Source organism: Anoxybacillus sp. P3H1B (genome assembly GCF_001560855.1).
Lineage (GTDB): Bacteria > Bacillota > Bacilli > Bacillales > Anoxybacillaceae > Anoxybacteroides > Anoxybacteroides rupiense.
Map to the genome: position 1 here is coordinate 75,116 of NZ_LPUG01000015.1, position 26,917 is coordinate 102,032.

The following is a 26,917-nucleotide window of genomic DNA, read 5'->3' on the forward strand; positions in this document are numbered from 1 at the left end:
GAAGCGATGCGAGAAGTCGTCATTGTTGATGCGGTCCGGACGCCGATTGGAAGATATAAAGGAGCGTTAAAGGAAGTTCGTCCGGACGATTTAGGGGCCATTGTGATTCGAGCATTAGTCGAACGCAATCCGGGGCTTCCAGTCGAGGAAATCGAAGAAGTCGTGCTTGGAAATGCCAATCAGGCAGGGGAGGACAATCGGAATGTTGCGCGCATGTCGGCGCTATTAGCTGGATTGCCAATTGAAGTAGCAGGCACAACGGTCAATCGCTTGTGCGGCTCTGGTTTGGATGCTGTCAATTATGCTGCCCGGGCGATTATGGTTGGTGAAGCTGATATAGTGATCGCCGGAGGAACAGAAAGTATGACGCGCGCGCCGTTTGTTATGGCAAAGCCCGATCAAGATTTTCCGCGCGGCAATTTAGAAATGTTCGATACCACGATCGGCTGGCGCTTTATTAATCCGAAACTGCATGAAATGTACGGTACAGACAGCATGCCGCAAACGGCAGAAAATGTCGCAAAGCGGTATGGGATTTCTCGTGAAGCGCAAGATGAGTTTGCCTATGAAAGCCAAATGAAGGCCAAAAAAGCGATGGAAGCGCACCGTTTTGCCGACGAGCTTGTTCCCGTTGTGTATCGCGATCGAAAGGGAGCAGAGATCGTTGTAGATAAAGATGAGCATCCGCGTCCCGATACAACAATGGAAAAGCTAGCAAAATTGCGTCCGCTTTTTGAAAATGGGACAGTCACCGCAGGGAATGCTTCTGGTGTTAATGACGGAGCAGCCGCCTTATTGCTCATGAGTGCAGAAAAAGCCCAAAAGCTAGGCATGAAGCCGCTTGTGAAATATACGGTTTCTGCGGTCGCCGGCTTAGAACCGGCCGTGATGGGGCTCGGTCCGATTTATGCGACGAGAAAAGCGTTGCAGCGAGCCGGTTTAACGGTGAACGATATCGGTTTAGTTGAACTTAACGAAGCGTTTGCTTCCCAGTCATTAGAGTGCATCAAACAGCTTGAACTGAATAAAGACATTGTTAATGTCAATGGTGGAGCGATTGCGTTTGGTCATCCGCTTGGAGCTAGTGGTGCCCGCATTTTAACAACCTTAATTTATGAGATGAAAAAAAGAAAGGTCCGATACGGTCTGGCAACCATGTGTATTGGCGTGGGACAAGGAATCGCTACCATTGTTGAAAACCTGGATGTCTAGTAAAAGGAGGAAGAGCCGTGGCGAATATTTTATTAGAAAAACGTGATTATATCGGATTTGTCACGATTCATCGCCCGGAAGTCATGAACTGTTTTGACTATGCGACACTGGTGCAACTGGGCGAGGTAGTCGATCAAATTTATTTTGATCGTGACATCCGGGTGGTGATTTTTACGGGAGCAGGCGATAAAGCTTTTAGTGCAGGAGCGGATTTAAAAGAGCGCAAAACGCTGTCAGAGACAGAGGTGCGCCGCAATGTCAAGAAAATTCGCGATGTGTTTGATGCGGTGGCCCATTTGCCCCAGCCGACGATTGCAGCGGTAAACGGCTATGCTTTTGGCGGTGGATTTGAACTAATGCTTTCATGCGATTTTCGAATTGCAGTGAAGGAAGCGGTGATGGGGCTTACCGAGGTAAGCTGGGCGATTATTCCGGGAGCCGGCGGAACCCAGCGTTTACCGCGGTTGATTGGCGAGGCAAAAGCAAAAGAGTTGATTCTCACTGCTCGCAAAATAACAGCTGACGAAGCGTATGCATATGGTCTTTTAACAAAAGTAGTGGAAAAAGGAGAGTTGCTGCCAAGCTGCGAGGCGCTAGCGCATGAAATGCTGCAAAATGGTCCCATTGCATTGCGGCAAGCGAAATTCGCCATCCAGCAAGGGATGAACGTCGACTTGCAAACAGGGCTGTCAATTGAGGCGAAGGCGTATGAGCAGACGATTCCGACTAAGGATCGTCTTGAGGCATTAGCAGCATTTAGTGAAAAACGCAAGCCCCATTTTACTGGTGAATAAGAAAAAAACAAACGGGAGCTCCATCACATGAGGCTCCCGTTTTATCATCAGATGCTTTTTATGCTATTCGTATTGTAAATGTTATAAAAATTTGCTAAAATACTGAACCATGAAAGTGTCGGAAGGGAACCCCTTGCTAAATAGGAAATAAGCGAAAACGGTAGGGACAAAGGGTGTCAAATATGAGCATAAATACACGATCAATGATTTTTACGATTTATGGAGACTATATTCGCCATTATGGCAACCAAATTTGGATTGGTAGCCTGATTCGGCTGCTAAAAGAGTTCGGCCATAACGACCAGGCAGTGCGTGCGGCGATTTCTCGCATGAGTAAACAAGGATGGGTGCAAGCAGAAAAAAAAGGGAACAAGAGCTATTATTCGCTGACACCGCGCGGCATAAAACGGATGGAGGAGGCAGCGAAGCGGATTTACAAAATCCGTCCAGAAAAATGGGATGGAAAGTGGCGCATTTTTGTTTACACGATTCCTGAGGAAAAGCGCTCCCTGCGGGATGAACTGCGAAAAGAGTTGGTATGGAGCGGATTTGGAACGATTTCCAACAGCTGCTGGATCTCTCCGAACCATTTAGAGAAACAAGTATATGATCTCATTGATAAATATCAAATTGAGCCGTATGTCGACTTTTTTATTTCCGAATATGACGGTCCGCACACGAATGCACGGCTTGTTGAAAAATGTTGGGATTTAGAAGCGATCAACCAGAAATACGAAGAATTTATTTCGGTGTACAGTCAAAAATACATCATTGATAAAAATAAAATTCAACGGGGCGAAATGACAGATGCGGAATGCTTCGTAGAGCGGACGAAACTCGTTCACGAGTATCGGAAGTTTTTATTCATTGATCCGGGGCTGCCAGAAGAGCTATTGCCGAAAGAATGGATGGGCAGTCATGCGGCTTCGCTGTTTAGTGAATACTATAAAGAGCTGGCTAAGCCGGCAAGCCGCTTTTTTGAAGAAGTGTTCACAAATGGAAATGAATTAATAAAAAAAGATACACAATACGATGTCTATACTCATGAGCTGATGATGGAATAATCTATTGGGCCCAAGCCGCAGGTTTGTCTTGGAGCGTCGATGTTCAGAAGATGATTTGGGGTCCGGTCTTATGAGAATTATCCATAGAAAAAGCACGAAAATGACCTTGTGTCTCAGGCGTGTACGATGCCATTTGCCTTGCTTGTTCACACTCGCGTCTCCGTTTGGCTGCGTCCCTTGGTCTGCCAAGCGCTTTCAGGACAGCCCGCGACGGAAACGATGGAAAGGAATGGGGAAAATAATAATAGACAAAGTCAAAATGGACTTTGTCTACCATATGAGGCACAAGGATGATCTTGTGCTTTTTTTATTATAGCTGCACCTATTAACGGGAGTGATTTAGCAGTTCGCGATATTCTTTTCCTTTTTGTACATATGTGTCAATGGACAACTGAATAAGCTCTAAATCTTTTTCATTAATTTCGCGGACGATCTTACCAGGCGAGCCGACCACAAGTGACCGTGGCGGAATTTTTTTGCCCGGTGGAATAAGCGTATTGGCGCCAATAATGCATTCTTCGCCAATTTCTGCTCCATCTAAAATGGTTGAGCCCATGCCGATGATGGAGCGTCTTCGAATCGTGCATCCATGTAAAATGACATTATGACCAACGGTTACTTCATCTTCAATGACAAGCGGAAATTCGGCATATAAGTGGCATGTGGAATTATCTTGAATGCTGCACCGCTCTCCAATTGTAATCGGCGCTTCATCCCCGCGAAGCACCGCATTAAACCAAATAGTCGATTCTTTGCCGATTTTCACATCGCCAATAATATGGGCTCCGGGAGCAATAAAGACGGTTTGGTCAACATCTGGGGTTTTTCCGTTATATGAATAAAGCATTTTCAATCTCTCCTCAAATGTGATAAGGTTATGATAAGTATAACATATTTTTAACGGGGAGAGAATTTCATGAATGATATTTGTCGTTTTTTTCATATTCGTTATCCCATTATTCAAGGGGGGATGGGGAATATTAGCAATGCTCAGCTGACAAGCGCGGTTTCCGAGGCGGGGGGCCTTGGAACGATTGGTGTGGGAACGATGACACCTGATGAGGTGGAGAATATTCTTGTGGAAACACGCCAGAGAACCAATCGTCCTTTTTCTGTTAATATTCCCATTCAAGTAACTCCGTATATAGAGGAAATGCTCTCGTTAGTGTTTAAGCACAAGATTCCGGTGGTTTCATTATCAGCGGGAAATCCCGCCCCTATTATTCCGATGCTGAAGGAACGGGGAGTGAAGGTGATCGTGGTGACAGCATCGGTAAGACAAGCGCAAAAGGCTGAGGCTGCTGGTGCAGACGCGCTGGTTGCGGAAGGATATGAAGCAGCGGGAATTAATTCGCATCTCGAATTGACGACCATGACTTTAATCCCGCAAATTGCCCGAGCGGTTCGTGTGCCGGTGATTGCAGCAGGAGGCATTGGCGATGGGAAGGGGTTGCTCGCTGCTTTGGCTCTCGGAGCAAAAGGGGTGCAACTGGGGACCAGATTGATAGCGACCAAAGATGCTCCTTTCCATGAAGATTATAAGCAGCTTGTAATAAAGGCTGGAGAAAATGAAACTGTTATCGTTGGTCGTACAGTCGGCAGAGTGCGGAGAATTATGCGCACAGCCTATGCGGAAAAGTTGCTTGACTATGAAAAGTCAGGAGTTACTCTTGAAGAATTTAACCGTTACACATCAGAGGACTATCACCGCCGTGGAGCTCTTTCTGGTGATTTTGTCGAAGGCTTTGTGAACGCTGGTCAAATTTCTGGATTTATTCAAGATATACCGACTGTACAGGAGCTGTTTGACCAAATGATGAGTGAAGCGAAACAACAATGGAATGAGCTTCGCGAAATGTTTTTAGAACAATAATTTTTATATAGAAAATATAAAAGCGCCTCCATGATGAGGGGCTTTTTTTGTAATGATTCAATTTTTGAGAAAATTATTGACTTTTGATTTTATCGGTTGATAATATTTAATTATCATAACGTTATTTTAACGTTAATAAATATTTTTATGATGTTAATTGTGTAAACGTTTACAATTTAAACGCTTTACATCGCTAAAATATCTTGATAAAACCTAATTTAAAAATGTTTTGATCTAATAGTCTAGCATATTGAAAATGTTATTTTTTTATTACGTTTATAAAACGTCTTATATTATTCTCGTATTATTAAGAGGGGTGGAGAAATGAAACGAGGGATGAAAGTTGGAGATACAGCTGTTGTGGAGGCGGTTGTCACTCCTGATATGTTTGCGCAATTTGAAGGCCATGTCGTTCATCCGGTTTATTCGACGGTTTCGATGGTGTATCACATGGAATGGGCATCGCGAAAAATTATATTGCCGTATCTTGAAGATCATGAGGAAGGAATGGGGGCAGCTGTTTTTGTTAAGCATGTGGCCCCAACTCTGGAAGGATCGACGGTAACCGTTACGGCCACGGTAACGGAGCTTCGCGATCATGTTGTGATGACGAAGGTGGAAGCGAAAAATGGCGAAAGATTGATTGGTGTGGGCGAGGTCAAGCAAGTCATTTTGCCAAAGGAAAAAATTAAGGAGATGCTTCAAGCGACACTACATTCATAGGAGGAAGAGGGAATGAATGCGGTTACAAATGAATGGAAATCCATTGATTTATTTACACAAATGAAGGAGCATGAGCAAGTCATTTTTTGCAATGATGAACAAACAGGCTTGAAAGCGATTATTGCCATTCATAATACGACGTTAGGGCCGGCTCTCGGTGGCTGTCGTATGCAGCCGTACCCTACTGTTGATGCAGCGCTTTTTGATGTACTTCGCCTTTCAAAAGGAATGACGTATAAATGCATTGCGGCCGATGTCGATTTTGGTGGAGGAAAGGCGGTTATCATTGGTGATCCGAATAAAGATAAAACACCGGAATTGTTTCGAGCGCTGGGCCAGTTTGTTGAATCGTTAAACGGCCGTTTCTATACAGGAACAGATATGGGGACAACTCCAGAAGATTTCGTACATGCGATGAAGGAAACGGACTGTATCGTCGGTGTGCCGCAAGAGTATGGCGGAAGCGGTGACTCCTCCGTTCCGACAGCGTTGGGTGTGATTTACGGCCTGCAAGCGACGAACAAAGCGTTATGGGGAAGCGACGACCTCCAAGGCAAAACGTATGCGATTCAAGGGCTTGGCAAGGTTGGTTATAAGGTGGCAGAGCAGCTGTTAGAAAAAGGTGCCAACCTTTATGTTTGCGACATTAACCAAGCGGCTGTTGATTCGATTGTTTCCTATGCGAAAGAAATCGGCGGCTCGGTAAAAGTGGTACAAGGTGACGAAATATACCGAACCGATGCAGATGTGTTTGTGCCATGTGCTTTTGGAAATGTTGTCAACGACGACACCATTGATGCATTTAAAGTAAGAGCCATTGTCGGTTCTGCCAATAACCAATTGCTTGATGTACGGCATGGTCAGATGCTGCAAGAAAGAGGCATTTTATACGCGCCGGATTATATTGTCAATGCAGGTGGCCTCATTCAAGTATCGGATGAATTATACGGCCCAAATAAAGAACGCGTGCTGCAAAAGACGAAAGCCATTTATTCGACGCTTCTTGATATTTATACACAAGCGGAAAATGAACAACTTACAACGATCGAAGCTGCGAACCGCTTCTGTGAAAAGCGGCTGGAAATGCGAAGCAGAAGAAATAATTTCTTCTCTCATAAAAAGCGTCCGAAATGGGATATTCGTCTGTAAATAATGAAGAAAAGAGGGTGATGGGATGGAACAGCAATTTCCAATGATTCAAGTGATGAATAACGATGGGGAACTTGTAATGACAGAATACCGTGAACAAATCACAAAAGAATTGGCCATGACCTTTTACCGCCATTTAATGCGCACAAGAACGTTCGACCGAAAATGTGTCAGCCTTCAGCGGCAAGGACGAATCGGAACGTATGCGCCGTATGAAGGACAAGAGGCAGCGCAAGTCGGCAGTGCGCTCGCGCTAAAGGATGATGATTGGTTGTTTCCGACCTATCGCGATCATGGGGCAACGATGACGTTTGGCCATTCGTTAACCCGCATTTTGCTGTATTGGAGAGGCCGAAACGAAGGGTGCGTTCCGCCAAACGGCAAGAAAATCTTCCCGCCAAGCGTGCCGATTGCGACGCAATTGCCGCATGCGGCGGGTGCAGCGTATGCAGAAAAAAGAAAAGGAACAAAAAATGCGGCCATCGTTTATTTTGGAGACGGAGCGACATCGGAAGGAGATTTCCATGAAGGTTTAAATATTGCCAGCGTCTTTCAAGCGCCAGTTGTCTTCTTCAATCAAAATAATCAATATGCGATTTCTGTGCCGATAACAAAACAAATGAATTCGCAAACGATCGCGCAAAAAGCATTAGCATACGATATTCCGGGTGTTCGCGTCGACGGAAATGATGTGTTCGCGGTATATTTTGAAACACAGAAAGCGCTTGAACGGGCAAGAAATGGTGAAGGACCAACGCTCATTGAAGCAATCACATGGAGATATGGGGCGCATACAACAGCGGATGATCCGACAAAATACCGCAATCAAGATGAAAGCAAAAAGCGTCGCGAGCTGGCTGATCCAATCCAGCGTCTTGAGCGATTCATGAAACGAGAAGGCTTTTGGGATGAAACGTGGGCACAATCGGTTCAAGAAGAAGTGGGCCGGGAAGTCGAGCGAGCAATAACAGAAATGGAAAACTACCCAGAAGCCAAATCGGACGATATGTTTGATTACGTATTCGCTCAGCCAACGTGGACGATTGAACAACAAAAGAATGAATATAATGCATGGAAACGGGGGAGTATCCGATGACAATGGCGGTTAAAACAAATACGTTGACGCTTGTTCAGGCAGTGACAGATGCGATGCGGACCATGTTGCGTGAACGGGATGATGTCCTTGTGCTTGGAGAAGATGTCGGCAAAAACGGCGGAGTATTCCGCGCCACTGACGGGCTGCAAGCGGAATTTGGAGAAGATCGGGTGATCGACACACCATTAAGTGAAGCGGGATTTACGGGCGCGGCCATCGGCATGGCGGTTAACGGATTCCGACCGATTGTTGAAATTCAATTTTTAGGATTTATTTATCCAGCCTATGAACAAATTATGACACATGCATCTCGAATCCGTTCGCGGACAATGGGACATTTTACGGTGCCAATAGTCATTCGTGCGCCGTATGGGGCGGGAGTGCGCGCACCCGAAATCCACTGTGATAGCACCGAAGCCCTATTTACCCATATGCCGGGAATCAAAGTCGTTTGCCCATCGACTCCGTATGATGCAAAAGGGTTGCTGATCGCGGCTATCGAGGATCCGGATCCCATTTTATTTTTAGAACCGATGAGATGCTATCGTTCATCTCGCGAGGAAGTACCAGAAGGAAAATATACGATTGAGATTGGCAAAGGAAAAAAGTTGCGTGAAGGGGACGATGTGACGGTTATCGCTTGGGGAGCGATGGTGCCGGTAGCCATGAAAGCAGCGGAGGAAGCGGCGAAAAAAGGTATTCAAGCCGATGTCATTGATTTACGCACCCTTTATCCGCTTGATCGGGATCTCATCGCCGAATCAGTACAAAAAACAGGGCGCACGGTCATCGTTCAGGAAGCGCACGCGACAGGCGGAGTGGCCAACGATATCGTCTCAATTATCAACGATACATCATTCTTATATCAAAAAGCGCCCGTTGAGCGAGTGACGGGTTTTGATGTCCCTGTGCCGTTTTTTGCGCTTGAGGATTACTATTTGCCGACACCAGAACGGGTATTGCACGCAATTGAGAAAGCAGTGAAGTTTTAGTTGGAGGGGGTATAGGAAATGTTGGAAGTCAAGCTTCACGATATTGGTGAAGGAATGACCGAAGCGGTTGTCATCCATTATTTTGTCAAAAAAGGCGATGATGTAAAAGCCGATCAGCCGCTTGTCGAGGTGCAAACGGATAAAATGGTGGCCGAAATTCCTTCGCCAGCGGCGGGGACCGTCCTTGACATTTTCGTTCCAGAAGGTCAAACAATCGCGGTCGGAACGACATTGTTGTCTTTACAGACGGAAGCGGTTGGACATGAGCAAGCGAAGGAGCAGGCCGCTGTGACGGTCGAAGCGGAAGTCGAAATTGAAAGCGAACCAGTCATAGGCGAGCCTGCCAGAACAAATGAAAGCAAAACAAAACCACAACGAATTCTTGCTTCGCCATACACAAGAAAAATCGCGCGTGAGCATGGCATAGATTTATCTCTTATTCAAGGAACAGGACCAGCAGGACGCATTACTGATGAAGATGTGTATCGCTATCTTCAAGGGCAACAAGCACCAACACAACAAGAACAAGCAACACAGCTAGTTGCTCCAGCGGCCGAACGCGAGCCTGCGTCTGTTACGGTGACAAAAGAAGAAACGAAAGAGGAAATGATCATTCCGTTCCGTGGCCGCCGCAAGCAAATCGCGAAAAAAATGACGCAATCGCTCTTTACCATTCCGCATTGCACGCATTTTGAAGAAATCGATGTAACGGAGCTTATTGCGTTGCGCGAGGAATTAAAGGAACATAATGTGAACATTTCGGCAACAGCGTTTTTCATTAAAGCGCTCTCGTTGACGCTGAAACAGTTCCCGATTTTCAATGCAAAGCTTGATGAGGAAAACGAATGCATCCGCCTTGAGAAAGAACATCACTTTGGCATTGCGGTTGACACAGAAGAAGGATTGATTGTTCCGGTCATTAAAAATATCGAAAAGAAATCGTTGCGCCAAATTCATGAAGAAGCGAAAGCGTTGACAAAGAAGGCGATGGAAAATCAATTGTCATTAGCTGAAATGACAGGCGGAACGTTTACGATCAGCAATGTCGGCCCGCTTGGAGGAAGCATTGGGGCAACGCCAATCATTAACTATCCGGAAGTGGCGCTTGTCGCGTTCCATAAAACGAAAAAACGCCCTGTCGTACTGGAAAATGATGAAATTGCTGTGCGCTCGATGATGAATCTTTCGATGTCGTTCGACCATCGCGTTGCCGACGGAGCGACAGCGGTCGCATTTACGAATTATTTTGCCAAACGAATCGAAAATCCGAAATTGATGTTGATGGAGTTGATCTAAATGGTCGTAGGAGAGCTTGCTCACGAACGTGATGTCGTTATCATCGGCGCGGGTCCCGGGGGATATCATGCGGCGATTCGCGCCGCACAGCTTGGACTCACCGTCACATTAGTCGAAAAAGAGGAGCTTGGTGGCGTTTGTCTAAATAAAGGATGTATTCCATCGAAAGTGTTTGCTCACGCGGCGCAAAGCATGACCAGCGTTCAGCACATGAATGACATGGGGATCGAATGGGCTCATGTGGCTTTCCATCCTGGAAAGCTTCAACAATATAAAACAAAAGTGATGAGTCAGTTGCGTCAAGGTGTGGAGGCGCTCTGCAAAGCAAACAAAATTGAAGTCATGAAAGGAACGGCTTTCTTTTTAGCGGAGAATCGGATCGGGGTGGAAAAGGGGGATGCGTTTGATGTGTACCGATTCCGATATGCGATGATCGCCACTGGCGCTTCGCTCGTTTCGCCAGCTTCGATCCATGTGGACCACAAGCGTGTGTTGAACGCCTACTCTATTTATGGATTAGAAGAGCTTCCAGAGCATCTTGTCGTCTATGGCAGTGATTATATAGCGCTTGAAGTGGCAACAAGCTTTCGTGCCTTTGGTGTCAATGTGTCGCTTATTTTAGAAGCGGATGATTTCGCTTTCGATTCTTCGATTAACCGCGAATTGCAGCGTTTGCTTAAAAAAATGAAAGTAAAAGTCTATAAGAATAGCCGATTGATCAAAGCAGCGAACGATGGCGAACAAGTGACGGTTTCCTTGTCTGTGAAGGAGCAGGAAACAGTGACGATTGAGGGGTCTCATCTGTTTGTTTCGTGCCGTTTGCAAGCGAATATCGAAGAATTGGGCATTGAACGTCTTGATCTAGAGCGGACAGAAGAGGGATTTATTCGCGTGGATGCCCAGTCTCGAACAACGTTGCCGCATATTTTTGCCGTGGGGGATGTGACAGGCGGACCAGCGCTTGCTGTCAAAGCGATTAAGCAAGGGAAAGTAGCGGCGGAAACGATGGCAGGAAAGCAATCAGAAGCAGATACGACGTTTTTGCCGACGATCGTTCATTCGATTCCGCCGATTGCCAGCGTCGGGCTGACGGAAGAAGAAGCCAAAGATCAATATAAAGACGTTCGCATTGGACAGTTTCCGCTCACTGGAAACGGCTATGCAAGCATCATCGGACAAAAAGATGGCTTTATTAAAGTGATCAGCGATGCCGACAGTGAAATGGTACTCGGTGTCCATATGATGGGGGCTGGGACGATTGAACTCATTTCAAGCGGAGTGATCGGACTTGAAATGGTAGGCCGCGAGGAAGATTGGAAGTTTCCACTTTATCCGCATCCAAGTATCAATGAAGGTTTATTGGAAGCAGTTGAAGCGCTAAGTGCTGAAGCGATTCACCTTCCACCGCTGAAACAAAAAGGAGCGGTCTCAAGCTGAGACGGCTCCTTCAAAAATATCACGATGATGTTTTAAAAGAGTTTGTTGCACTTTAGCGAGAGAAGGTGCTCCGTTTTCAAATGTATATGAACCAAGACGAACCAAAGAGTATTCATTGCCAGGATCGAAAACAACTTCGACAACCTCTTCACTTCCGTCCTTCATTTCTTGAATAAAACCGATATCCGATACCTTTACATCTACTTTTTTATATTTTTGCAATAATACATGATACCCTTTTTTTAGCTCTTCCGTAAAAATGGCTTCCGTGCTGATCAATTCATGAACAACCATTGTTCAACTCCCCCGATTTTCTAAAAATGATCCATAGAGAATATACGACTAATCTATAAAAACATGAATCCTGTTTCGCTAACGTTCACAAAATCGTCATATCTATTTGAACGTTATGTGACAGACTGTTTTTGTCTTTTATATTCAAGCGATGTGGAACTGGATAGATTCAGATTGAAAAAATGGACGTCAATAAAAAAGCGAAAATATTTCAAGGGATGGAAAGCATGACGGAAAAGTGACCAGATGATCAGCTGATTTTGCCGATCGTTTTCGTTATACGGATCCGTGATGACAACGACTTTCGAAAACGGCCTAAAGTTTTATCATACAAGAACATGTTAATCTACATTAACAGGCGAGTGATGAAGCAAAAAATTAAATGTATTTACAAATAAGGAAAATTTTTATATGATCACAAAAAGATAGAGAATGATCGTTTTGGCTAGAAGGAGAGAATGCAATCGTAAGAAAGAATGTGAGAAGGAAAGGAGAAGCTCATAGATGTAGCGGGCAACGCTCATGTATTGGAGCGGGACGCGGGGGAGGTTCATTGGCTGAAAAATGGGCTCCTGCATCGATGATTTCTCATGTTTGATTGAATACGGGCAAGAAAACGTTCAGAGAGGAGGAGAAGAATGGAGATTACGCTCATTCGTCACGGAAAATCTGTGTGGCAGGAAAAGAAGCGATGGATAAATTCCGCGCAGTTTTCTCAATGGATTGCCGCGTATGACGCCGCAGGCATATGTCAAGATCATCTGCCTCCCAGCGAGACACTGAAGAAAGCTCGGAAGGCCAGCGTTTTCATTACAAGCGCATTGCCGCGTGCTGTTCAATCAGCTGAACATCTTTCTCCTTTGTGTGCGGTGGAAAAAAACGAACTATTTCGCGAGGCAGAATTGCCTGTTCCATTTTCTTCTATCAGTTTTTTGCGGCTTCCTGTATCTTTATGGTTGGTGCTGGCGAGAATTTGTTGGTTTTGCGGGTATTCTCCCGGGGTGGAATCCTATTCACAAGCAGTGGTTCGTGCTGAGAGGGCTTCCCAGCTTCTCGTGGAGTATGCGAAACTTCACGAAACGGTAGTCGTTGTTGGGCATGGCTGGTTTCACAAGCTAGTAGGAAGACAGTTGATAAAAAAGGGATGGAAATGTTGTACAAGCAAGAGCACTTCTTATTGGCATGCTTGTACATATATTGCAGAATAAATGCTTTGATCCTTTATCTTTCATTCACATATTTTCCCTAATTCTGTCATAAAAATGAATCAGAAATGCAGAACGGGAGAGGGGAAAGTGCGTGAGGGAGAACGAAAGCCATCATGAAGAGACAAGCGAACAAGAACAAGTGAGTCAAGAAGAAGTAGTGCCATCGCGCCAAAGGATGCGAAAGCAGATTGTGTGGCACAAACGCTATCGAGCGTTTTTATGGGCTGCGATTTTGGGGGGTGTTTTTTGTTTTTTTATTGGTGTGATGATGAAAGGGTATGCTGCACTAAAAAATGAAATGAGCAAGGAAGCGGCCGTTCATCAATTTGAACAAGCGCTTAAAAAGAAAGATGTGCGTACATTGAAAAACTATATTCGGAGCGAGGAAATCACGGTGAACGAAAAAACGTTGGCCCCCTTGTTCACATATGTCGATCAGCATCCAAAGGCATATGAGATGCTTGAACGTGATTGGGAGCGGCAATGGAACGAAAAGCATGTCTATATAAAAGGGCTGACATCCATACCGCCCATTTTTACGATGAAGGTGTATGAAAAACAATTTTTTTTGTTTCACCAATACGTGTTTGAGCCGACTCTTTATTCGTTTGTTATTCGTCAAGAAGAGGAGGCTACGGTGCTTGTGGATGGTAAAGCCGTTCAAGGCCAACCGACAAAAGAACCGTTTATGAAGAAGTACGGTCCTTATTTTCCTGGCCTGTACACAGTAACGATAACGACTAAAAAGGAAACGAAAACAAAAAAAGTGGTTTTATTTGGCGGCAAGCGAGTACATGAGATCCAATTTTGAGAGAGGGAGATCCATCAAAAGGGATCTCCTTCAATACGTAAAAACAGCATGAACAATAGCGGTAATCGTCACATCCTGTGTTTGAATCGGCGGGGCGGCAGATGCGGCGAGAACAGTCGTTCGCGGCTGTGGGGAAGGATGAATCGAAGAGATGGTTTGCTCTTTTAATTCGATTGGGGTGTCGTGTAAAGGAAGGCTGAGCGTGCGGGCAAGAACGATCGCTTTTTCTTGAGCATTTTTGACAGCGAGAGCGAGAGCTTGCTGATAATAGGGCTGTTCATGCGCGAGTTTAAATTGCAGTTCGCGGGCGATATTGGCTCCGTTCGTTACAGCCGCTTCGTAAATCATGCCGACCGTTTTTACATCTTTCACTGTAATTTCAAAAAGATGTTCGACCTCATATCCTGCTAACACCGCGATATTGTTTGTATACGTATATTTTGGATAAATTGAAAACGAGATCGTATCGATTTCTTCCTTATGAATGCCGATCGCTTCGAGCGCTTGAATCATGGCGTTTACCCGCTTCGAGTTGCTGGACAGCGCTTCAAGTGCGTTTGTATGTTCTGTGCGAATACCAAGTGTGATCGTTACAGTATCCGGCTTCACATAAAGAATGCCTTGACCAGTGACGGTGATCGTTCGCGAGCGTGGGGCGGCTCCCGGTACGGAAGGTGTGGCGTAATACGAATACGGGTGAGCATCATGCATAAGAACACCTTCTTTCCTCTATGCTGCGTTGCGGTGGTCGTCATCTTCAAGCGCATACCAATAATAGATGCGCGGCAATCTAAAATAACACCAATATTCTTGTAACAACGTCAAGCCAACAAATGCACACATTTGCCAATCAATATATTTCATTTTCAATTCTTCATCTCCTTCATTGGCAATCCTTGCTATAGTCAGCATATTCAGGCTTGAAGTTGTCTTATGACTTTCGAAAATGAAACAAAAATCGCAGTTGCTTCGTATCAAAGGAGAGGACATGGTATAATATCAATAATCCATTTATTTAAGGAAGGGATAAAAATGAAACGATTGTTGATGACCCTTTGGCGGTGGTTTGTTTCGTGGAACGTCGGTTTTATAACAGCCACGATCGTTTTCTTTCTTCTTGATTATCAATTTTTTCTTTCATTTATATCAGGAACAGCTGCTATGGTGCTTACCTCTTTCTGTATGAAATGGAGATCGCAGCGAATTCATGCCGGCGATCTCTTAAAAGAAGAAAAAGACTATATACGCACACAACTTGCAGAAGCGCGAAAAAAATGGCGAAGAATGCGGCGGGCGCGTTTAAAGATTCGATCAATGGTAATGTGGCAGCGGATATCACACATTAGTGCTACCGTGGATAAAATGATTCAAGCGGTTGAACGGCAGCCGCAAAAGTTTCGCGTCGCTCAGTCATTTTTCATCCAAGAGCTGGATTCGGCAGTGACGATGATTGAAAAGTATGCCTATCTTATTCACCAACCTGTTCGCAGTGAAGAAATGAAGGAAGCGCTGCGCAAGACGGAAAAGCTTTTAGAAGAACTGGAGAGCTCAGCTGAACAGCAGCTTTTGGCGATCCTTTCGGATGATGTGTTCGATTTAAAAATTGAAACCAGGCTGCTAGAGCAATCGCTTCTTGAAGAACAAAACAAACCAAAAAACACAGAGTGGAGAGAGGAGAAAAAGTATGAAACCGTCCGATAACGAAGCAAAGAACGAACTTCGCGAGCAAGATTGGACAAGCTCGCTTGATTCGCTCCTCGAAAATCCTTTCTCTTTGCCTGCGGAACAAAAGGCAGGATCTGTTGAAGAAGAGCGACCAAACAAGCTGATTGATTCACTTAAGCAGGAACATCGTGAAAAAGCGCTTCAGCTTGCCAAGCAAATTGATCCTAGCAATCAGCAGGCGATCGTTCAGTACGGAGTAGCTGCGCAAGCAGAGCTGTCAAAGTTTTCGCATACCATTTTAAATCATGTTCAGGCAAAAGATGCAGGACCTGTTGGCGAAGTGATCAGCTCGCTGATGACCAAAATTAAAGAAGTTCGCCCAGATGATTTGTTACCGGAGAAAAAAGGCTTCTTGTCGCGGATTTTTGGCTCTGTATCTAAATCGCTTCAAGGGATGGTAGCGAAATATCAAAAAATCGGTGTGGAGATTGATAAAATTGCGGATCAGCTGGAAAGGCATCGTCAGTTGCTATTTCGCGACATTATGATGCTGGAAACGTTATATGAGAAGAACAAAGAATATTTTGATGCGCTCAACATTTATATTGCGGCAGCCGAATGGAGGCTTGAGGAATTGCGAACCGTGCTCATTCCAGAAAAAAAGGCGAAAGCTCAACAATCAGGAAATCAAATGGAAATGCAGGAAGTCAATGATTTATTGCAGTTTGCTGACCGTTTAGAAAAGCGGATTCATGATTTAAAGTTAAGCAGACAAGTCACCATTCAAACGGCGCCACAAATCCGGATGATTCAGCATATGAACCAAACGTTGGTCGAACGAATCCAATCTTCTATTCTCACCGCCATTCCATTATGGAAAAATCAAGTCGTGATCGCATTGACGCTCTTTCGTCAGCAAAAAGCTGTACAAGCGCAAAAGCAAGTAGCGGAAACGACCAACCATCTATTGCTCCGGAATTCAGAAATGCTGAAAACGAACAGCATTGAAGTGGCGAAAGAAAATGAACGCGGCTTGATTGATATTGAAACGCTAAAGAAGACACAGGAAAACCTCATTACCACATTAGAGGAGACGCTCAAAATTCAACAGGAAGGGCGAGTGAAGCGCCAGCAAGTAGAGCGAGAGCTTGTGAATATGGAGGAACAGCTCAAGCAAACATTGTTATCATTAAAACGAGAGGAATAATCAAAAAAGCTGACCGTATTTATAACGATGGTCAGCTTTTTGGGTTTTTATGATTTGGGTCTAATTCTTCTGCCGTTTCCATTTGTACAGAAGGAATCAAAGGCTTAGCCGGACGTTTTTCGGCGACTTTGCCATCGCGCAATACGATTTGCTGCATATAGGCGTGAAAAGGCGCTTCACCAAGAGTAACAAGCAACGCTGTGAAAAACGAGGCATTCAATACCGCGGCAGAGGCGGTATAAAAGCTGCCTACTCCTATCCATAGCCCAAAAAAGACAAGGCCAAAATCGGCAATCGTTGCTGACAGATTCCCAAAACGCGTTAAAATCCATAAATCGCCAATTGCATAGGCAAAGCATGTCATCACAAGGCTCAACCATAAAAGCTCTGCTGTGGATACTCTCAGAAATAAAGGAATAATCGAAAAAAATATGGTTGTAAGTAAAATGTACTTGATCACAAGAGAAAGAATATGCTTCATTGATAAACGCCTTCCTTTTATATGAATTATTCCGCAGGACGATTCGGTCCGTTCAGCTTCTTATCCCCGTACCCTGTCTTTTTCGGTTGGGAATGGGATGGATCAGGTTGTTTGCGACTTTTATTGTGTGAAGAGTGTGTCATGTGCTCGCCACCTTTTTAACCATATTTCATGCCATCGTTAGTTTGGCCTATTTTCTCCAGTTTATTACAACCATAACGTTTCTTTTTTATTTTCTTTTACGTTTACGTTTACATTTAAGAATGAATCGCGAGGAATGGCTCAAAATAGAAGGTGAGTAACGGTTGAGTACACTGTCCATCTCGATGATGAAGGAGGAAGTTAGTATGGCTGAAAAGGGACAAGGTGATTTTAAAAGAACGGAAGAGATTCAGAGTAAGGAAGCTAACGACCGAAGATCTTTAGGATTTTCAGAAACTCATGAACAAGTGAATGATGTATATATGGAAGGAACAATCGATGTGGTGTCAGAAGAAGAGTAAAGTGTTATCGTTAGGATAAGTTATGTCACATTTTATAACATTATTTGTTTTTTTATAAGGGAGACATAATGGATTATGAGTTGACACGTAATGAATATAAATACAACTGAAAGGTTGAATAGACGATAACTGTAAAAATACACCGTCTCAGAAAATTCTGGTGACTTGCTTTCGTTGCACATTTCTATGGCGAAGGTGGGAAACAATGGACCGTTATTCACGTTTCTGTGAGCGTCATTGTTCATGTAGGCCGACGTTCCAAGTATGTTAGGTTTCCTCATCGATTATCATGTCAAAAGAACGCCTTGTTGAAGGCGTTCTTTTTTATGTAATAATAATTTACAAAAAAATTAAAAATGTAATCGTTTTCTCAAAAAATAATGGTTGCTACCGCGAATTATATGTAATATATTATAACATATATATGTTATGTATAATAACAAAAGAGAAGGGGAGATGAAGATGAGTCCAAAAGAAATATCGTTAGCGCTTGACTCATTATGGGTCATGATGGGGGCTGTATTAGTGATTGGAATGCAAGCGGGATTTGCCCTATTAGAAGCAGGATCGACGAGAATGAAAAATTCGGGCCATGTTGCCGGAAAACAAATTTTAAGCTTTTCTATTGCTTCTTTGGCGTTTTGGGCGTTTGGTTTTGCGATTACATTTGGAACTGGTAACAGCTTTATTGGAACGGAAGGATGGTTTTTAAAAGAAGGAGATGGAACATTTGATGCGTTATCGTGGGCAAATGTACCTCTGGCATTGAAGTTTTTATTCCAGCTTGGATTTGCAGGAGTATCGCTGGCGATTGCTTGGGGAGGTTTTGCGGAACGGGCGAAACTGGCAGTGTACTTTATATTCGGAACGATTTTTACCGTATTGATTTATCCGGTGATTGGACACTGGGTATGGGGAGGCGGCTGGCTTGGAGAAATGGGAATGCAGGATTTTGCAGGTTCGACTGTCGTTCATTTGCAGGGAGCCGTTGCTGCGCTGATTGCCACCATTTTGCTTGGGCCTCGTATCGGAAAATTTAATAAGGATAAAACACCAAATGTGATTCCAGGACATAATCAAGTATATACCGTCATTGGCGGCTTTATCTTATGGGTGGGTTGGTTTGGATTTAATGCTGGAAGCACGATGGCTGTAGGAGACGGATTTTTCGGCTATGTCGCTTTGACAACCAATCTAGCAGCTGCAGCTGGAGCCGTAGCGGCGATTGTTACTTCGAAAATTATGATCGGAAAAGCGGATATTCCAGCGATGGTCAATGGTGTTTTAGCGGCTCTTGTTGCGATTACAGCAGCGTGCGCCTTCGTTGAACCATGGGCTGCGGTCGTCATTGGAGCCGTAGCAGGGGCGGTTACATTTTGGACATCTGTATATTTTGAACGAAAAGGAATTGATGATCCGATTTATGCGTTTTCCGTTCATGGCATCGCCGGAGCGATTGGAACGATTTCGACCGGATTTTTTGCTTCACCGCGCTTGGTAGAAATTACTGGAGTGGGGGAAGCGGGACTTGTTTATGGAGGAGGATTCCATCAATTAATCGTTCAGGTTGTCGGCGTGCTGGGGGCAGCTGTTTATGTCGCAGCGGTGTCATTTATTGTCCTGTTTCTTCTTAAGAAAACGATTGGGTTGCGTGTTACGGCAGAGCAAGAAATTTCTGGACTTGATATTAGCGAGCATGGATCATATGGTTATCCAGAGCAATTAGATCCTGTGTTTATCAACCCTTCCACAAAATCAGTGGTTCAACAGTAAAGATGAGGCTGCTAAAGGATCTTATTCAACAAATCAACCAAGCTAAAACGGTGGAGGAGTTAGGCCGTTTTCATCAGGAGCTAGCCTATCAGCTGCGCGGTGTGATGGAAAGAGAGAGAATTCCCTCTCTTTCCTATGTTTTAAGTGATGTCCATGATGCCATCATGAAACAAGCGATCGCGCTTGCCGAGGAAGCGGCTAGACGCGCGTCTGTAGGCAGACCGCCGGCTAGATGGTGCTGGTATGCGATGGGCAGTATTGGGAGAGGAGAGCCGACGGTATGGACAGATCAAGATCATGGCATTCTGTTTGAATGCGCTGCTGAAGCCGAGGAAGAGTGCTATATATTCATTCGTTATTTAGCTGAGATTGGTACAAAGTATTTATATGAGATGGGTTATCCGTATTGTACAGGAAATGTCATGGCGACAAACCGCAGATGGAGTCAATCGATCCGTCATTGGCAGGAACAAATCGCTACTTATATCGACCACCATTTTCCAGATGATATCCGTTTTCTTCTGATTGCGATGGATATGCGTCCCATCTATGGGGCGAGTGAATTAGTGGTGGAAGGCAAACGGTTTTTGATTGACCGGATTCACCACCATTCTCTTTTATTAAAACGAATAGGGGAGCATGTGATTTTTCCGCGGGTTCCGCTTGGTTGGTTCGGCAATTTTCAACTGGAGCGTTGGGGGCCATATAGCGGTTGCTTGCATTTGAAGTACAGCGGCTATGTCCAATTAGTGAATGCGCTGAAGTTTTTGGCTTGTCAAGGAAATATTGCGTCGATGCGGACGAGAGAAAGATTAGAGGAAATAAGTGCCCAATCGCTTTTGCCAGTTGAACTGGCGGAAGCGACGCGCGAAGCATTTTTCACATACGCATATTTTCGGTTGAAGTATTCGCTTGCGATAGACAACAATGAATATGTTTCCGTTCACATTCTTAATCGGCATGAACGAACGCAATTAAAACAAGCCATGAAGATTTCCCGGCGATTACAGCGTTTAGTGATGAGGCGGGCTGGTGATTGATCCGATGAATGAACAGCAACGTTTTTGGCAGCGAGCGCTTCGCCTGCTGTCCCTTGGAGTTCCGCGCGAAAAAATATCGGCTGCATCAGAAACGGAAGGGCGAACTTTTCAGCAAGAAGCATGGGATCGAGCGATGCTAAATGAACTGAAGAAAAAGCAGATCAGCATGAATACGCGTCTTGAGCAGATTCCTTTTATTATTGTTGACACAGAAACAACAGGATTTTCTCCAAAGAATGGCGATGAAATTTTTGCGCTGGCCGCTGCCAAAACCATTAATGGAACCATGAAGGATTTTTATTTTACGCTTGTTTGTCCGGAAAAAGAGATTCCGGAGCATATTTCGCAATTAACAGGAATTACAATGGAAGATGTCCGGCATGCACCGCGTCTAAAGGAGGAAATGAATCATTTTTTAGCATTGATGGGAGAAGGCATTTCAATGGGCTATCATATTGCGCACGACCTTGCTTTTATTAACCATTTCCTTTGGACCAACTATAGAACAAAATGGACGATGCGTTTTCTAGAGCTGCAGCAGGTGATGGAAGCTGTTCACCGCAAGCCGTTTTCTACGCTTGATTCGGCCTTGGAGCATTATCGCATTATCTGTGAAAAAAGGCATACGGCTGATGGCGATGTCCAAGCGATGGTGCTGCTTTGGACAAATTTATTGCAAGAGTTGAAACAAAAGCAAATTGAAACATTGCATGATCTATATACGCTACTAAGCATCTATTCATAAAAAAGCTACCGTCCTCGGTAGCTTTTTTACGGTTTTATGAATGGGTTGGCGTTGGTTCAGCATAACCTTCTTTATATTTCGCATCAATCATGCTGCGAATTTCTGAGATAGATTTGCCTTGCTCGTATGCTGTAATGGACTCGGCCGCAATCTCTAAGCAAACTCCGCATTTCGTGGCGTGGTCATCCCATACAACGGTGCCGTCTTTTTTATTTTCGTAAACAAAGCAGTCATAGTTATTTTTATGGCCGGCAGATTGTCCGCACCCGCAGTAGCAGGGAATGCTTTCAAGCAGTTCGCGATGTTGCGCAGCTTGTTGATAAAGAACGGCCATATTTTCATCATAGGAGTTTAAAAAGCTAGGTAAATGATCAACGGATTTTGTTGTTTCTCGTATATCTCCGGAGCTGGTTGTATAGGTTTTGGCGTGCTGTTGATGGTCTTGATCTTTTGCTTTTTCTGTAGAACAAGCGCTGACAAGTAGGCTTAAGGAGAGGAAGCACGCTGCCAAAGATGTACGTTTCATTGCTTTTCATCCTTTCATTCATCATTACGTACTTTGAATCTAGCATAAGTTATGTGAAACAGCAACTTTTTGGCGACGATGATTTTTCGGCGCCGTTCGTCCTCCTATTCGATATCTGTTGCTTTAAGTCGAATGTGATGCGAAAAAAAGCTGCCCTGATATAAAACAGGCAGCTTTCTTAAAAACTCCTTATTTTTCTAAAAAGTATTTTTCGATGTCGTCTAGCATGAGGTTAGCAGCAAGCACACCGCCAGCTGTATTCCAAATTGTATCGCTGACCTTGTATACCTTTCCTTGTTTAGCAACATTTAAGTTTTTAAAGAGCGGATCGTTAATCCATTCTTTTTCTAGCTCGTTCGCTTTGCCATCCCCTGTTTCATAGGTGAAATAGAACAAAATGTCACCATCCATTGCTGGGATTCGCTCTTTTGTGACGCCAGTTTCAGCAAAATCATTTACGCTTTGTGATTCAGGGCGGGCAAAGCCGAGCTGATCTAAAATGATACCGGAAAAGGAATCTTTATGATAGATTCGGACATCGCCTGCCATAAAACGAACAATGGATACCTTCATATGTAGTTTATCGCCAAGTTTCGCTTTTAAGTCGGCAATACGTGAGTCGTATTGTGCAATGATTTCTTTTCCTTTTTCTTCTTTATTTACCGCTTTAGCGTACAACGTAAAATTTTCTTTCCAGCTGCCGCGAAGGGTTTCAGAAAATACAGTTGGCGCGATTGCTTTCAATTGTTCGTAAATTTTTTCTTGCCGTAATTTGTTGCCGATAATTAAGTCAGGCTTTAATGCTGCAATAGCTTCAACGTTTGGTTCACTTTCAGTGCCGACCTCTGTTACATCCTTCATTTGTGTTTGGATATGGTCGTACCAAGGATCTCCAGTCCATGATTTGACAGCCCCAACTGGCGTGATTCCTAAGGCCAAAAGCGCTTCGGTTCCTTCATTTGTCAAGATGACGATTCGTTTTGGTGTTCCTTTTATTTCCGTTTTGCCCATCGCGTGCTCTACTGTATAGCTTTGGGCGTTTTCCTTTTCATTTGTTTGTGCTGGCTGTGCTTCCTTTTTTCCTCCGCACGCAGTCAGGCTGAGAAGCAAAGCGAAAGCAGCGGCAATAATGGTAGTGAGTTTGAAATGTTTTAGCACAGTGAAAAATCCCCCTTTTCTCTCGAAAAAATGATAATCATTTTCATTAACAGATTCAATAATAAAAGTATTGATAATGGTTGTCAATAAGAATATGATAAAACAAATAGGAATTGTATCAATTAATGATAAGGTAATTTTAAAAAATATTATTGACTATGAGATTCATTATCAAATAGACTTATAGTGGCAAGAAACTTTAGTATTTCTATATTAAGGGAGCAAGTAGAATGTTAAAGACGAATTATGCAAAAGGCTTAGGACTCATGCTGGCATGTTTGCTGCTTGGGGCGAGCATGTGGATGAGTATTATTTTAGGATACACTAACACGAGCTGGAAAATGGCCATAGACGCATTTTTACATAATGACGGTTCAAACGAACATATTGTCATTACAACTGTTCGTTTGCCGCGCGCATTAATTGGCGCTTCAGTTGGAGCGAGTTTAGCAATGGCGGGGGCGCTGATGCAGGCACTGACAAAAAACCCGCTCGCTTCCCCAAGTATTTTCGGAATTAATGCAGGTGCTGGATTTTTTATTGTGCTTGTTATTACTTTTTTTCATGTAAGCTCTTTTCAGGCCTTTACATGGTTCGCTTTTTTAGGGGCAGCGATAGCGGCTGTTAGCGTATTTGTTATAAGTGCTTCCGGAAAAGAAGGAATGACACCCATCAAACTCACATTAGCAGGGACTGCTGTCGCAGCGCTATTTTCTTCATTGACCCAAGGAATGCTGTCAGCTAATGAAAAAGCGTTAGAGGAAGTGCTGTTTTGGCTTGCTGGATCTGTTTCTGGAAGAAAGCTAGATATGCTGGCCGCTGTTTTTCCTTACTTGTCCATGGCGTGGATTGGCACTTTTTTGTTAGCTCCAAAGGTGAATGTATTAATGCTTGGGGATGATGTGGCGGCGGGACTTGGCCAGCGCATAAATATGGTGAAATTGGCAGCAGCCATTCTTGTCGTTTTGTTGGCGGGCGGTTCAGTGGCGGTTGCAGGTCCGATTGGATTCATTGGAATGATGGTGCCGCATATAGCAAGAGGGGTCGTCGGCACGGATCATCGTTGGTTGTTGCCATATTGTGCGCTTATGGGAGGAATTCTCTTAGTTTTGGCTGATATTAGCGCGCGCTATGTGTTAATGCCTCAGGAGGTGCCTGTCGGAATTATGACGGCGCTGATTGGTGTTCCATTCTTTATTTATATTGCCCGTAGGGGGATTTTGAAAAAATGAAGAAGAAATACCTATCGCTTCGCATGACTAATTATCTTTCTTTTCTTATCGACAAAAAAGCAGTCATTATCAGTCTAGTATTATTGATGTTTGGATTAATCGTGTTTTTAGTGAGCTTAGGAATGGGCAGTGCGTATATTTCTCCGTTGAATGTAGCAAAAACGCTTTTTGGAAGCGGAACAGATATGGAGAAAATCGTGATCCATACCTTTCGTTTGCCGCGCGTCATTGTAGCTTTGTTTGTTGGGATGTCGTTAGCAGTAGCAGGGGCCATTTTACAGGGAATGATTCGCAATCCGCTTGCTTCCCCGGATGTACTCGGTATGACTAGTGGCGCAGCAGCGGCTGTTGTTGCGTTTTTAGCGCTATTTAGTGATCAAAATCATTCGTTGACCATTAGCATTCACTGGCTGCCCCTTGGGGCTTTTGTTGGTGCTACGGTATCGGTGCTTTTGGTTTATATGCTAGCTTGGAAAAACGGGATTTCCCCTTTTCGTCTTGTGTTGATCGGCATAGGCATTTCCGCGCTGATGCAGGCTGGAACCACTTTCTTAATGATAACAGGTCCGATTTATCGTGCGAGTCAGGCAAATGTATGGATTACGGGAAGTATATATGGAGCTTCTTGGAAGGATGTCGCTTTTCTTGTTCCGTGGGCGCTGATTTTATTGATGATCAGCATCGTATCAGCACGTAAGTTAAATATTCAGGAACTAGGAGATGAAATTGCGCTGGGAGTTGGCGTTTCTTTGCAAAGGCAAAGACTTTTTCTTCTGTTGTTAAGTACGGCATTAACAGGAGGGGCTGTAGCGTTTGCTGGAGGAATTGGATTTGTCGGGTTAATGGCGCCACACATGGCGCGAAGACTTGTTGGTTCATCGTTTGGAGCCTTACTTCCTGCGGCTGCGTTGCTTGGTGCGATTTTGGTCATGCTGGCTGATTTAGTGGGACGTACGATGTTTGCCCCTCTCGAAGTTCCTGCTGGTGTGTTTACGGCAGCACTTGGAGCCCCTTATTTTATTTATCTACTATATAAAAGCCGACAGTAGAGAGGGAGGAGTATCATGAATTCATTGCAAACGAAGGAATTAACATTGGCATATGGGGATAGCGTGATTATTAAGGAGCTAGATTTAAGCATTCCAAAAGGCAACATTACGGTGCTGATTGGAAGCAACGGATGTGGCAAATCCACTCTCTTGCGTTCCATGGCCCGCCTTCTTAAGCCGGTTAGTGGTGCTGTGCTGCTTGAAGGAGAGGAGATTGCCAAGCTTCCGACAAAGGAGGTGGCTAAAAAATTAGCTATTTTGCCACAATCCCCCTCAGCTCCAGAAGGTCTAACGGTTCTTCAGCTTGTCAAACAAGGACGTTATCCGTATCAATCTTGGCTACAACAATGGACAAAAGAGGATGAAGCAGCGGTTAATAGAGCGCTTGAAGTAACAGGGATGAAGGCATTAGCTGAACGTTTAGTTGATTCTCTCTCCGGGGGACAGCGGCAAAGAGCATGGATTGCCATGACTTTGGCCCAAGAGGCGGACATTATTTTATTGGATGAACCAACTACATATTTAGATATGACCCATCAAATTGAGATTCTTGATTTATTATATGAATTAAATGTGCAGGAAAAGCGAACCATTGTGATGGTGCTCCATGATTTAAACTTAGCTTGTCGTTATGCTCAACATATAGTGGCCCTTCGTGATCAATCTGTATATAGACAGGGAAAACCAGAAGAAGTGATTTCACCAGAATTAGTAAAAGAAGTATTTCAAATGGATTGTATAGTGATCCGTGATCCGTTGTTTGGGACACCGCTATGTATTCCGCACGGAAAAGGACGCCGCATTTCCCCTCAAAAGAAGGAGGAGTGTAATGGAGCTTTCAGACTATGAGAGAAGTCAATTAGAACCATTTCGTTTTTCCATGAAGCAGACAGATTCACCTTTGTCTATTTGTGTTGCTCAGTTATTCGATGAAAAGGATTTACGTTACTATTTCGAAAAGCTACGGAAAAAAATAGGAGCACCGAATATGGCAGTGGCCGCTTCGATATTTATCAAGCGCTACAGTTTTGTTGCTGTGATTGCTTTGTATGCCATGTCAGTGTGGAATAAACGGCTGTTTCTTCCGTTTGAACGTATTTATTTAGAAACTGACGATACTGCGGAAATATGGCTGCCTACGTTTCGGATTGAACCTCTTCAATATACACAATCAGCACAAAAGCGAATTCAATGGAGCAAAGAAACAATAGAAGAATTGTTTGCAAATCATCTTTCTCCTTTAATTGGGCAAATCCATCCTATTGCCAAGATTCCTTCTCTTATTCTATGGGAAAATATAGCCATTTATCTTTTTTGGCTATATGAAACCGTATTGATGAAGGATGAAGCATTTTCTGACATTGCCGTCCAACTTAACGAAGATTTGCAAACGGTCATTCAAACGATGAACCTTGCACGTTTTTGGGAAAAAAGAAAGGAGGTTGGGCGTCGAGTAACCTGCTGTCTCTCTTATCAAACAACAATGGCGCATTCATATTGTAAAATATGTCCATTAAAAAAGGATCATTTCTAAACCTCTCCCGCTTGTGAAAACGGGAGAGTATTTTGTTTATGAATAAAAGGCCAGC

Annotated in this window: 29 protein-coding genes; 22 read left to right on the forward strand and 7 right to left on the reverse strand. The window is 44.1% G+C overall.

Annotation, left to right across the window (positions count from 1 at the left end):
* Positions 1–6: 6 nt before the first annotated feature.
* The 3 genes from AT864_RS09540 to paaX all read left to right on the forward strand — a co-directional run bounded on the left by AT864_RS09540 (position 7) and on the right by paaX (position 3,070).
* A complete protein-coding gene (locus AT864_RS09540) occupies positions 7–1,212 on the forward strand; it encodes an acetyl-CoA C-acetyltransferase (protein WP_044746413.1) in 1,206 nt (401 codons plus the stop codon).
* A 17-nt stretch (positions 1,213–1,229) separates the two neighbouring features.
* The gene (locus AT864_RS09545) at positions 1,230–2,006 is read left to right on the forward strand and encodes an enoyl-CoA hydratase-related protein (RefSeq protein ID WP_066148577.1); all 777 of its coding nucleotides are present in this window, start codon (positions 1,230–1,232) and stop codon (positions 2,004–2,006) included.
* Positions 2,007–2,194: 188 nt separating this feature from the next.
* Positions 2,195–3,070, forward strand: coding sequence for a phenylacetic acid degradation operon negative regulatory protein PaaX (gene paaX, locus AT864_RS09550; RefSeq protein WP_183186979.1), 876 nt, complete (start codon positions 2,195–2,197; stop codon positions 3,068–3,070).
* A gap of 325 nt (positions 3,071–3,395) precedes the next feature.
* Here the strand turns inward: paaX and AT864_RS09555 are convergent, their stop codons facing one another.
* Entirely contained in the window at positions 3,396–3,917 is a 522-nt protein-coding gene (locus tag AT864_RS09555; RefSeq protein WP_044746478.1) for a gamma carbonic anhydrase family protein, read from the reverse strand.
* 69 nt (positions 3,918–3,986) lie between these two features.
* Here AT864_RS09555 and AT864_RS09560 point away from each other — a divergent pair, with 69 nt between their 5' ends.
* The 7 genes from AT864_RS09560 to lpdA all read left to right on the forward strand — a co-directional run bounded on the left by AT864_RS09560 (position 3,987) and on the right by lpdA (position 11,636).
* Complete coding sequence (locus AT864_RS09560) at positions 3,987–4,943, forward strand: nitronate monooxygenase family protein (protein ID WP_066148582.1); 957 nt, start codon at positions 3,987–3,989, stop codon at positions 4,941–4,943.
* A gap of 324 nt (positions 4,944–5,267) precedes the next feature.
* Entirely contained in the window at positions 5,268–5,666 is a 399-nt protein-coding gene (locus AT864_RS09565) for a thioesterase family protein (protein WP_044746417.1), read from the forward strand.
* Between the two features lie 12 nt (positions 5,667–5,678).
* Positions 5,679–6,815 (forward strand): Glu/Leu/Phe/Val dehydrogenase, encoded by a 1,137-nt coding sequence (locus AT864_RS09570; protein WP_044746418.1) that lies wholly within the window; start codon positions 5,679–5,681, stop codon positions 6,813–6,815.
* A gap of 25 nt (positions 6,816–6,840) precedes the next feature.
* A complete protein-coding gene (gene pdhA, locus AT864_RS09575; RefSeq protein WP_066148585.1) occupies positions 6,841–7,911 on the forward strand; it encodes a pyruvate dehydrogenase (acetyl-transferring) E1 component subunit alpha in 1,071 nt (356 codons plus the stop codon).
* Positions 7,908–8,903: an alpha-ketoacid dehydrogenase subunit beta gene (locus AT864_RS09580; RefSeq protein ID WP_066148586.1), complete on the forward strand. Its 996-nt coding sequence runs from the start codon at positions 7,908–7,910 to the stop codon at positions 8,901–8,903. The genes pdhA and AT864_RS09580 overlap by 4 nt, the downstream gene beginning before the upstream one ends.
* A gap of 21 nt (positions 8,904–8,924) precedes the next feature.
* Complete coding sequence (locus AT864_RS09585; RefSeq protein WP_066148727.1) at positions 8,925–10,199, forward strand: dihydrolipoamide acetyltransferase family protein; 1,275 nt, start codon at positions 8,925–8,927, stop codon at positions 10,197–10,199.
* Positions 10,200–11,636, forward strand: a complete 1,437-nt coding sequence (lpdA, locus tag AT864_RS09590; protein ID WP_066148588.1) for a dihydrolipoyl dehydrogenase — start codon at positions 10,200–10,202, stop codon at positions 11,634–11,636.
* Here lpdA and AT864_RS09595 read toward each other — a convergent pair.
* On the reverse strand, positions 11,628–11,930 hold the full coding sequence (locus tag AT864_RS09595; RefSeq protein ID WP_044746422.1) for a hypothetical protein: 303 nt from the start codon (positions 11,928–11,930) through the stop codon (positions 11,628–11,630). The genes lpdA and AT864_RS09595 overlap by 9 nt on opposite strands.
* Before the next feature lie 638 nt (positions 11,931–12,568).
* Between AT864_RS09595 and AT864_RS09600 the strand changes: the two genes are divergently transcribed.
* A complete protein-coding gene (locus AT864_RS09600) occupies positions 12,569–13,138 on the forward strand; it encodes a histidine phosphatase family protein (RefSeq protein ID WP_066148589.1) in 570 nt (189 codons plus the stop codon).
* 91 nt (positions 13,139–13,229) lie between these two features.
* Positions 13,230–13,949: a hypothetical protein gene (locus AT864_RS09605; RefSeq protein ID WP_066148591.1), complete on the forward strand. Its 720-nt coding sequence runs from the start codon at positions 13,230–13,232 to the stop codon at positions 13,947–13,949.
* Between the two features lie 30 nt (positions 13,950–13,979).
* Here the strand turns inward: AT864_RS09605 and AT864_RS09610 are convergent, their stop codons facing one another.
* Complete coding sequence (locus AT864_RS09610) at positions 13,980–14,660, reverse strand: SIMPL domain-containing protein (protein WP_082741666.1); 681 nt, start codon at positions 14,658–14,660, stop codon at positions 13,980–13,982.
* Between the two features lie 18 nt (positions 14,661–14,678).
* Positions 14,679–14,819 (reverse strand): hypothetical protein, encoded by a 141-nt coding sequence (locus AT864_RS17915; protein ID WP_156450522.1) that lies wholly within the window; start codon positions 14,817–14,819, stop codon positions 14,679–14,681.
* A 162-nt stretch (positions 14,820–14,981) separates the two neighbouring features.
* On the opposite strand from AT864_RS17915, the gene AT864_RS09615 reads away from it, so the two are divergent.
* Both AT864_RS09615 and AT864_RS09620 read left to right on the forward strand, forming a co-directional pair.
* Complete coding sequence (locus AT864_RS09615) at positions 14,982–15,650, forward strand: 5-bromo-4-chloroindolyl phosphate hydrolysis family protein (protein WP_066148593.1); 669 nt, start codon at positions 14,982–14,984, stop codon at positions 15,648–15,650.
* On the forward strand, positions 15,634–16,821 hold the full coding sequence (locus tag AT864_RS09620) for a toxic anion resistance protein (protein WP_066148595.1): 1,188 nt from the start codon (positions 15,634–15,636) through the stop codon (positions 16,819–16,821). The genes AT864_RS09615 and AT864_RS09620 overlap by 17 nt, the downstream gene beginning before the upstream one ends.
* A 31-nt stretch (positions 16,822–16,852) precedes the next feature.
* On the opposite strand, the gene AT864_RS09625 is transcribed toward AT864_RS09620, so the two are convergent.
* On the reverse strand, positions 16,853–17,302 hold the full coding sequence (locus AT864_RS09625) for a YndM family protein (protein WP_066148598.1): 450 nt from the start codon (positions 17,300–17,302) through the stop codon (positions 16,853–16,855).
* 347 nt (positions 17,303–17,649) lie between these two features.
* Here AT864_RS09625 and AT864_RS17560 point away from each other — a divergent pair, with 347 nt between their 5' ends.
* The 4 genes from AT864_RS17560 (at position 17,650) to AT864_RS09640 (ending at position 21,363) form a co-directional block, all read left to right on the forward strand.
* Complete coding sequence (locus AT864_RS17560; protein WP_231734624.1) at positions 17,650–17,805, forward strand: YozQ family protein; 156 nt, start codon at positions 17,650–17,652, stop codon at positions 17,803–17,805.
* Positions 17,806–18,267: 462 nt separating this feature from the next.
* Positions 18,268–19,578 (forward strand): ammonium transporter, encoded by a 1,311-nt coding sequence (locus AT864_RS09630; RefSeq protein ID WP_066148600.1) that lies wholly within the window; start codon positions 18,268–18,270, stop codon positions 19,576–19,578.
* 2 nt (positions 19,579–19,580) lie between these two features.
* Entirely contained in the window at positions 19,581–20,618 is a 1,038-nt protein-coding gene (locus tag AT864_RS09635; RefSeq protein ID WP_066148602.1) for a DUF294 nucleotidyltransferase-like domain-containing protein, read from the forward strand.
* Entirely contained in the window at positions 20,611–21,363 is a 753-nt protein-coding gene (locus AT864_RS09640) for an exonuclease domain-containing protein (RefSeq protein ID WP_231734625.1), read from the forward strand. The genes AT864_RS09635 and AT864_RS09640 overlap by 8 nt, the downstream gene beginning before the upstream one ends.
* A gap of 34 nt (positions 21,364–21,397) precedes the next feature.
* On the opposite strand, the gene AT864_RS09645 is transcribed toward AT864_RS09640, so the two are convergent.
* On the reverse strand, positions 21,398–21,889 hold the full coding sequence (locus AT864_RS09645; RefSeq protein ID WP_066148604.1) for a PCYCGC motif-containing (lipo)protein: 492 nt from the start codon (positions 21,887–21,889) through the stop codon (positions 21,398–21,400).
* Positions 21,890–22,078: 189 nt separating this feature from the next.
* Complete coding sequence (locus tag AT864_RS09650; RefSeq protein ID WP_066148606.1) at positions 22,079–23,047, reverse strand: ABC transporter substrate-binding protein; 969 nt, start codon at positions 23,045–23,047, stop codon at positions 22,079–22,081.
* A gap of 230 nt (positions 23,048–23,277) precedes the next feature.
* On the opposite strand from AT864_RS09650, the gene AT864_RS09655 reads away from it, so the two are divergent.
* The 4 genes from AT864_RS09655 to AT864_RS09670 are packed head-to-tail and all read left to right on the forward strand — an operon-like array spanning position 23,278 to position 26,862.
* Complete coding sequence (locus tag AT864_RS09655; RefSeq protein WP_066148610.1) at positions 23,278–24,279, forward strand: iron ABC transporter permease; 1,002 nt, start codon at positions 23,278–23,280, stop codon at positions 24,277–24,279.
* Entirely contained in the window at positions 24,276–25,328 is a 1,053-nt protein-coding gene (locus AT864_RS09660) for an iron ABC transporter permease (protein ID WP_066148613.1), read from the forward strand. Before AT864_RS09655 ends, AT864_RS09660 begins: the two co-directional genes overlap by 4 nt.
* A 15-nt stretch (positions 25,329–25,343) precedes the next feature.
* Positions 25,344–26,177 carry an ABC transporter ATP-binding protein gene (locus AT864_RS09665; RefSeq protein WP_066148615.1) on the forward strand — a complete coding sequence of 278 codons (834 nt, stop codon included), beginning with the start codon at positions 25,344–25,346 and terminating at the stop codon, positions 26,175–26,177.
* Positions 26,158–26,862, forward strand: a complete 705-nt coding sequence (locus tag AT864_RS09670; RefSeq protein ID WP_066148618.1) for an IucA/IucC family C-terminal-domain containing protein — start codon at positions 26,158–26,160, stop codon at positions 26,860–26,862. The genes AT864_RS09665 and AT864_RS09670 overlap by 20 nt, the downstream gene beginning before the upstream one ends.
* Positions 26,863–26,917: the final 55 nt, after the last annotated feature.

Coding starts and splice junctions, on each gene's coding strand:
- AT864_RS09540 (WP_044746413.1), top strand. CDS start 7: ATGCGAGAAGTCGTCATTGTTGATGCGGTCCGGACGCCGATTGGAAGA.
- AT864_RS09555 (WP_044746478.1), bottom strand. CDS start 3,917: ATGCTTTATTCATATAACGGAAAAACCCCAGATGTTGACCAAACCGTC.
- AT864_RS09560 (WP_066148582.1), top strand. CDS start 3,987: ATGAATGATATTTGTCGTTTTTTTCATATTCGTTATCCCATTATTCAA.
- AT864_RS09565 (WP_044746417.1), top strand. CDS start 5,268: ATGAAACGAGGGATGAAAGTTGGAGATACAGCTGTTGTGGAGGCGGTT.
- AT864_RS09570 (WP_044746418.1), top strand. CDS start 5,679: ATGAATGCGGTTACAAATGAATGGAAATCCATTGATTTATTTACACAA.
- pdhA (WP_066148585.1), top strand. CDS start 6,841: ATGGAACAGCAATTTCCAATGATTCAAGTGATGAATAACGATGGGGAA.
- AT864_RS09580 (WP_066148586.1), top strand. CDS start 7,908: ATGACAATGGCGGTTAAAACAAATACGTTGACGCTTGTTCAGGCAGTG.
- lpdA (WP_066148588.1), top strand. CDS start 10,200: ATGGTCGTAGGAGAGCTTGCTCACGAACGTGATGTCGTTATCATCGGC.
- AT864_RS09595 (WP_044746422.1), bottom strand. CDS start 11,930: ATGGTTGTTCATGAATTGATCAGCACGGAAGCCATTTTTACGGAAGAG.
- AT864_RS09600 (WP_066148589.1), top strand. CDS start 12,569: ATGGAGATTACGCTCATTCGTCACGGAAAATCTGTGTGGCAGGAAAAG.
- AT864_RS09610 (WP_082741666.1), bottom strand. CDS start 14,660: ATGCATGATGCTCACCCGTATTCGTATTACGCCACACCTTCCGTACCG.
- AT864_RS09615 (WP_066148593.1), top strand. CDS start 14,982: ATGAAACGATTGTTGATGACCCTTTGGCGGTGGTTTGTTTCGTGGAAC.
- AT864_RS09620 (WP_066148595.1), top strand. CDS start 15,634: ATGAAACCGTCCGATAACGAAGCAAAGAACGAACTTCGCGAGCAAGAT.
- AT864_RS09625 (WP_066148598.1), bottom strand. CDS start 17,302: ATGAAGCATATTCTTTCTCTTGTGATCAAGTACATTTTACTTACAACC.
- AT864_RS17560 (WP_231734624.1), top strand. CDS start 17,650: ATGGCTGAAAAGGGACAAGGTGATTTTAAAAGAACGGAAGAGATTCAG.
- AT864_RS09630 (WP_066148600.1), top strand. CDS start 18,268: ATGAGTCCAAAAGAAATATCGTTAGCGCTTGACTCATTATGGGTCATG.
- AT864_RS09635 (WP_066148602.1), top strand. CDS start 19,581: ATGAGGCTGCTAAAGGATCTTATTCAACAAATCAACCAAGCTAAAACG.
- AT864_RS09645 (WP_066148604.1), bottom strand. CDS start 21,889: ATGAAACGTACATCTTTGGCAGCGTGCTTCCTCTCCTTAAGCCTACTT.
- AT864_RS09655 (WP_066148610.1), top strand. CDS start 23,278: ATGTTAAAGACGAATTATGCAAAAGGCTTAGGACTCATGCTGGCATGT.
- AT864_RS09660 (WP_066148613.1), top strand. CDS start 24,276: ATGAAGAAGAAATACCTATCGCTTCGCATGACTAATTATCTTTCTTTT.
- AT864_RS09665 (WP_066148615.1), top strand. CDS start 25,344: ATGAATTCATTGCAAACGAAGGAATTAACATTGGCATATGGGGATAGC.
- AT864_RS09670 (WP_066148618.1), top strand. CDS start 26,158: ATGGAGCTTTCAGACTATGAGAGAAGTCAATTAGAACCATTTCGTTTT.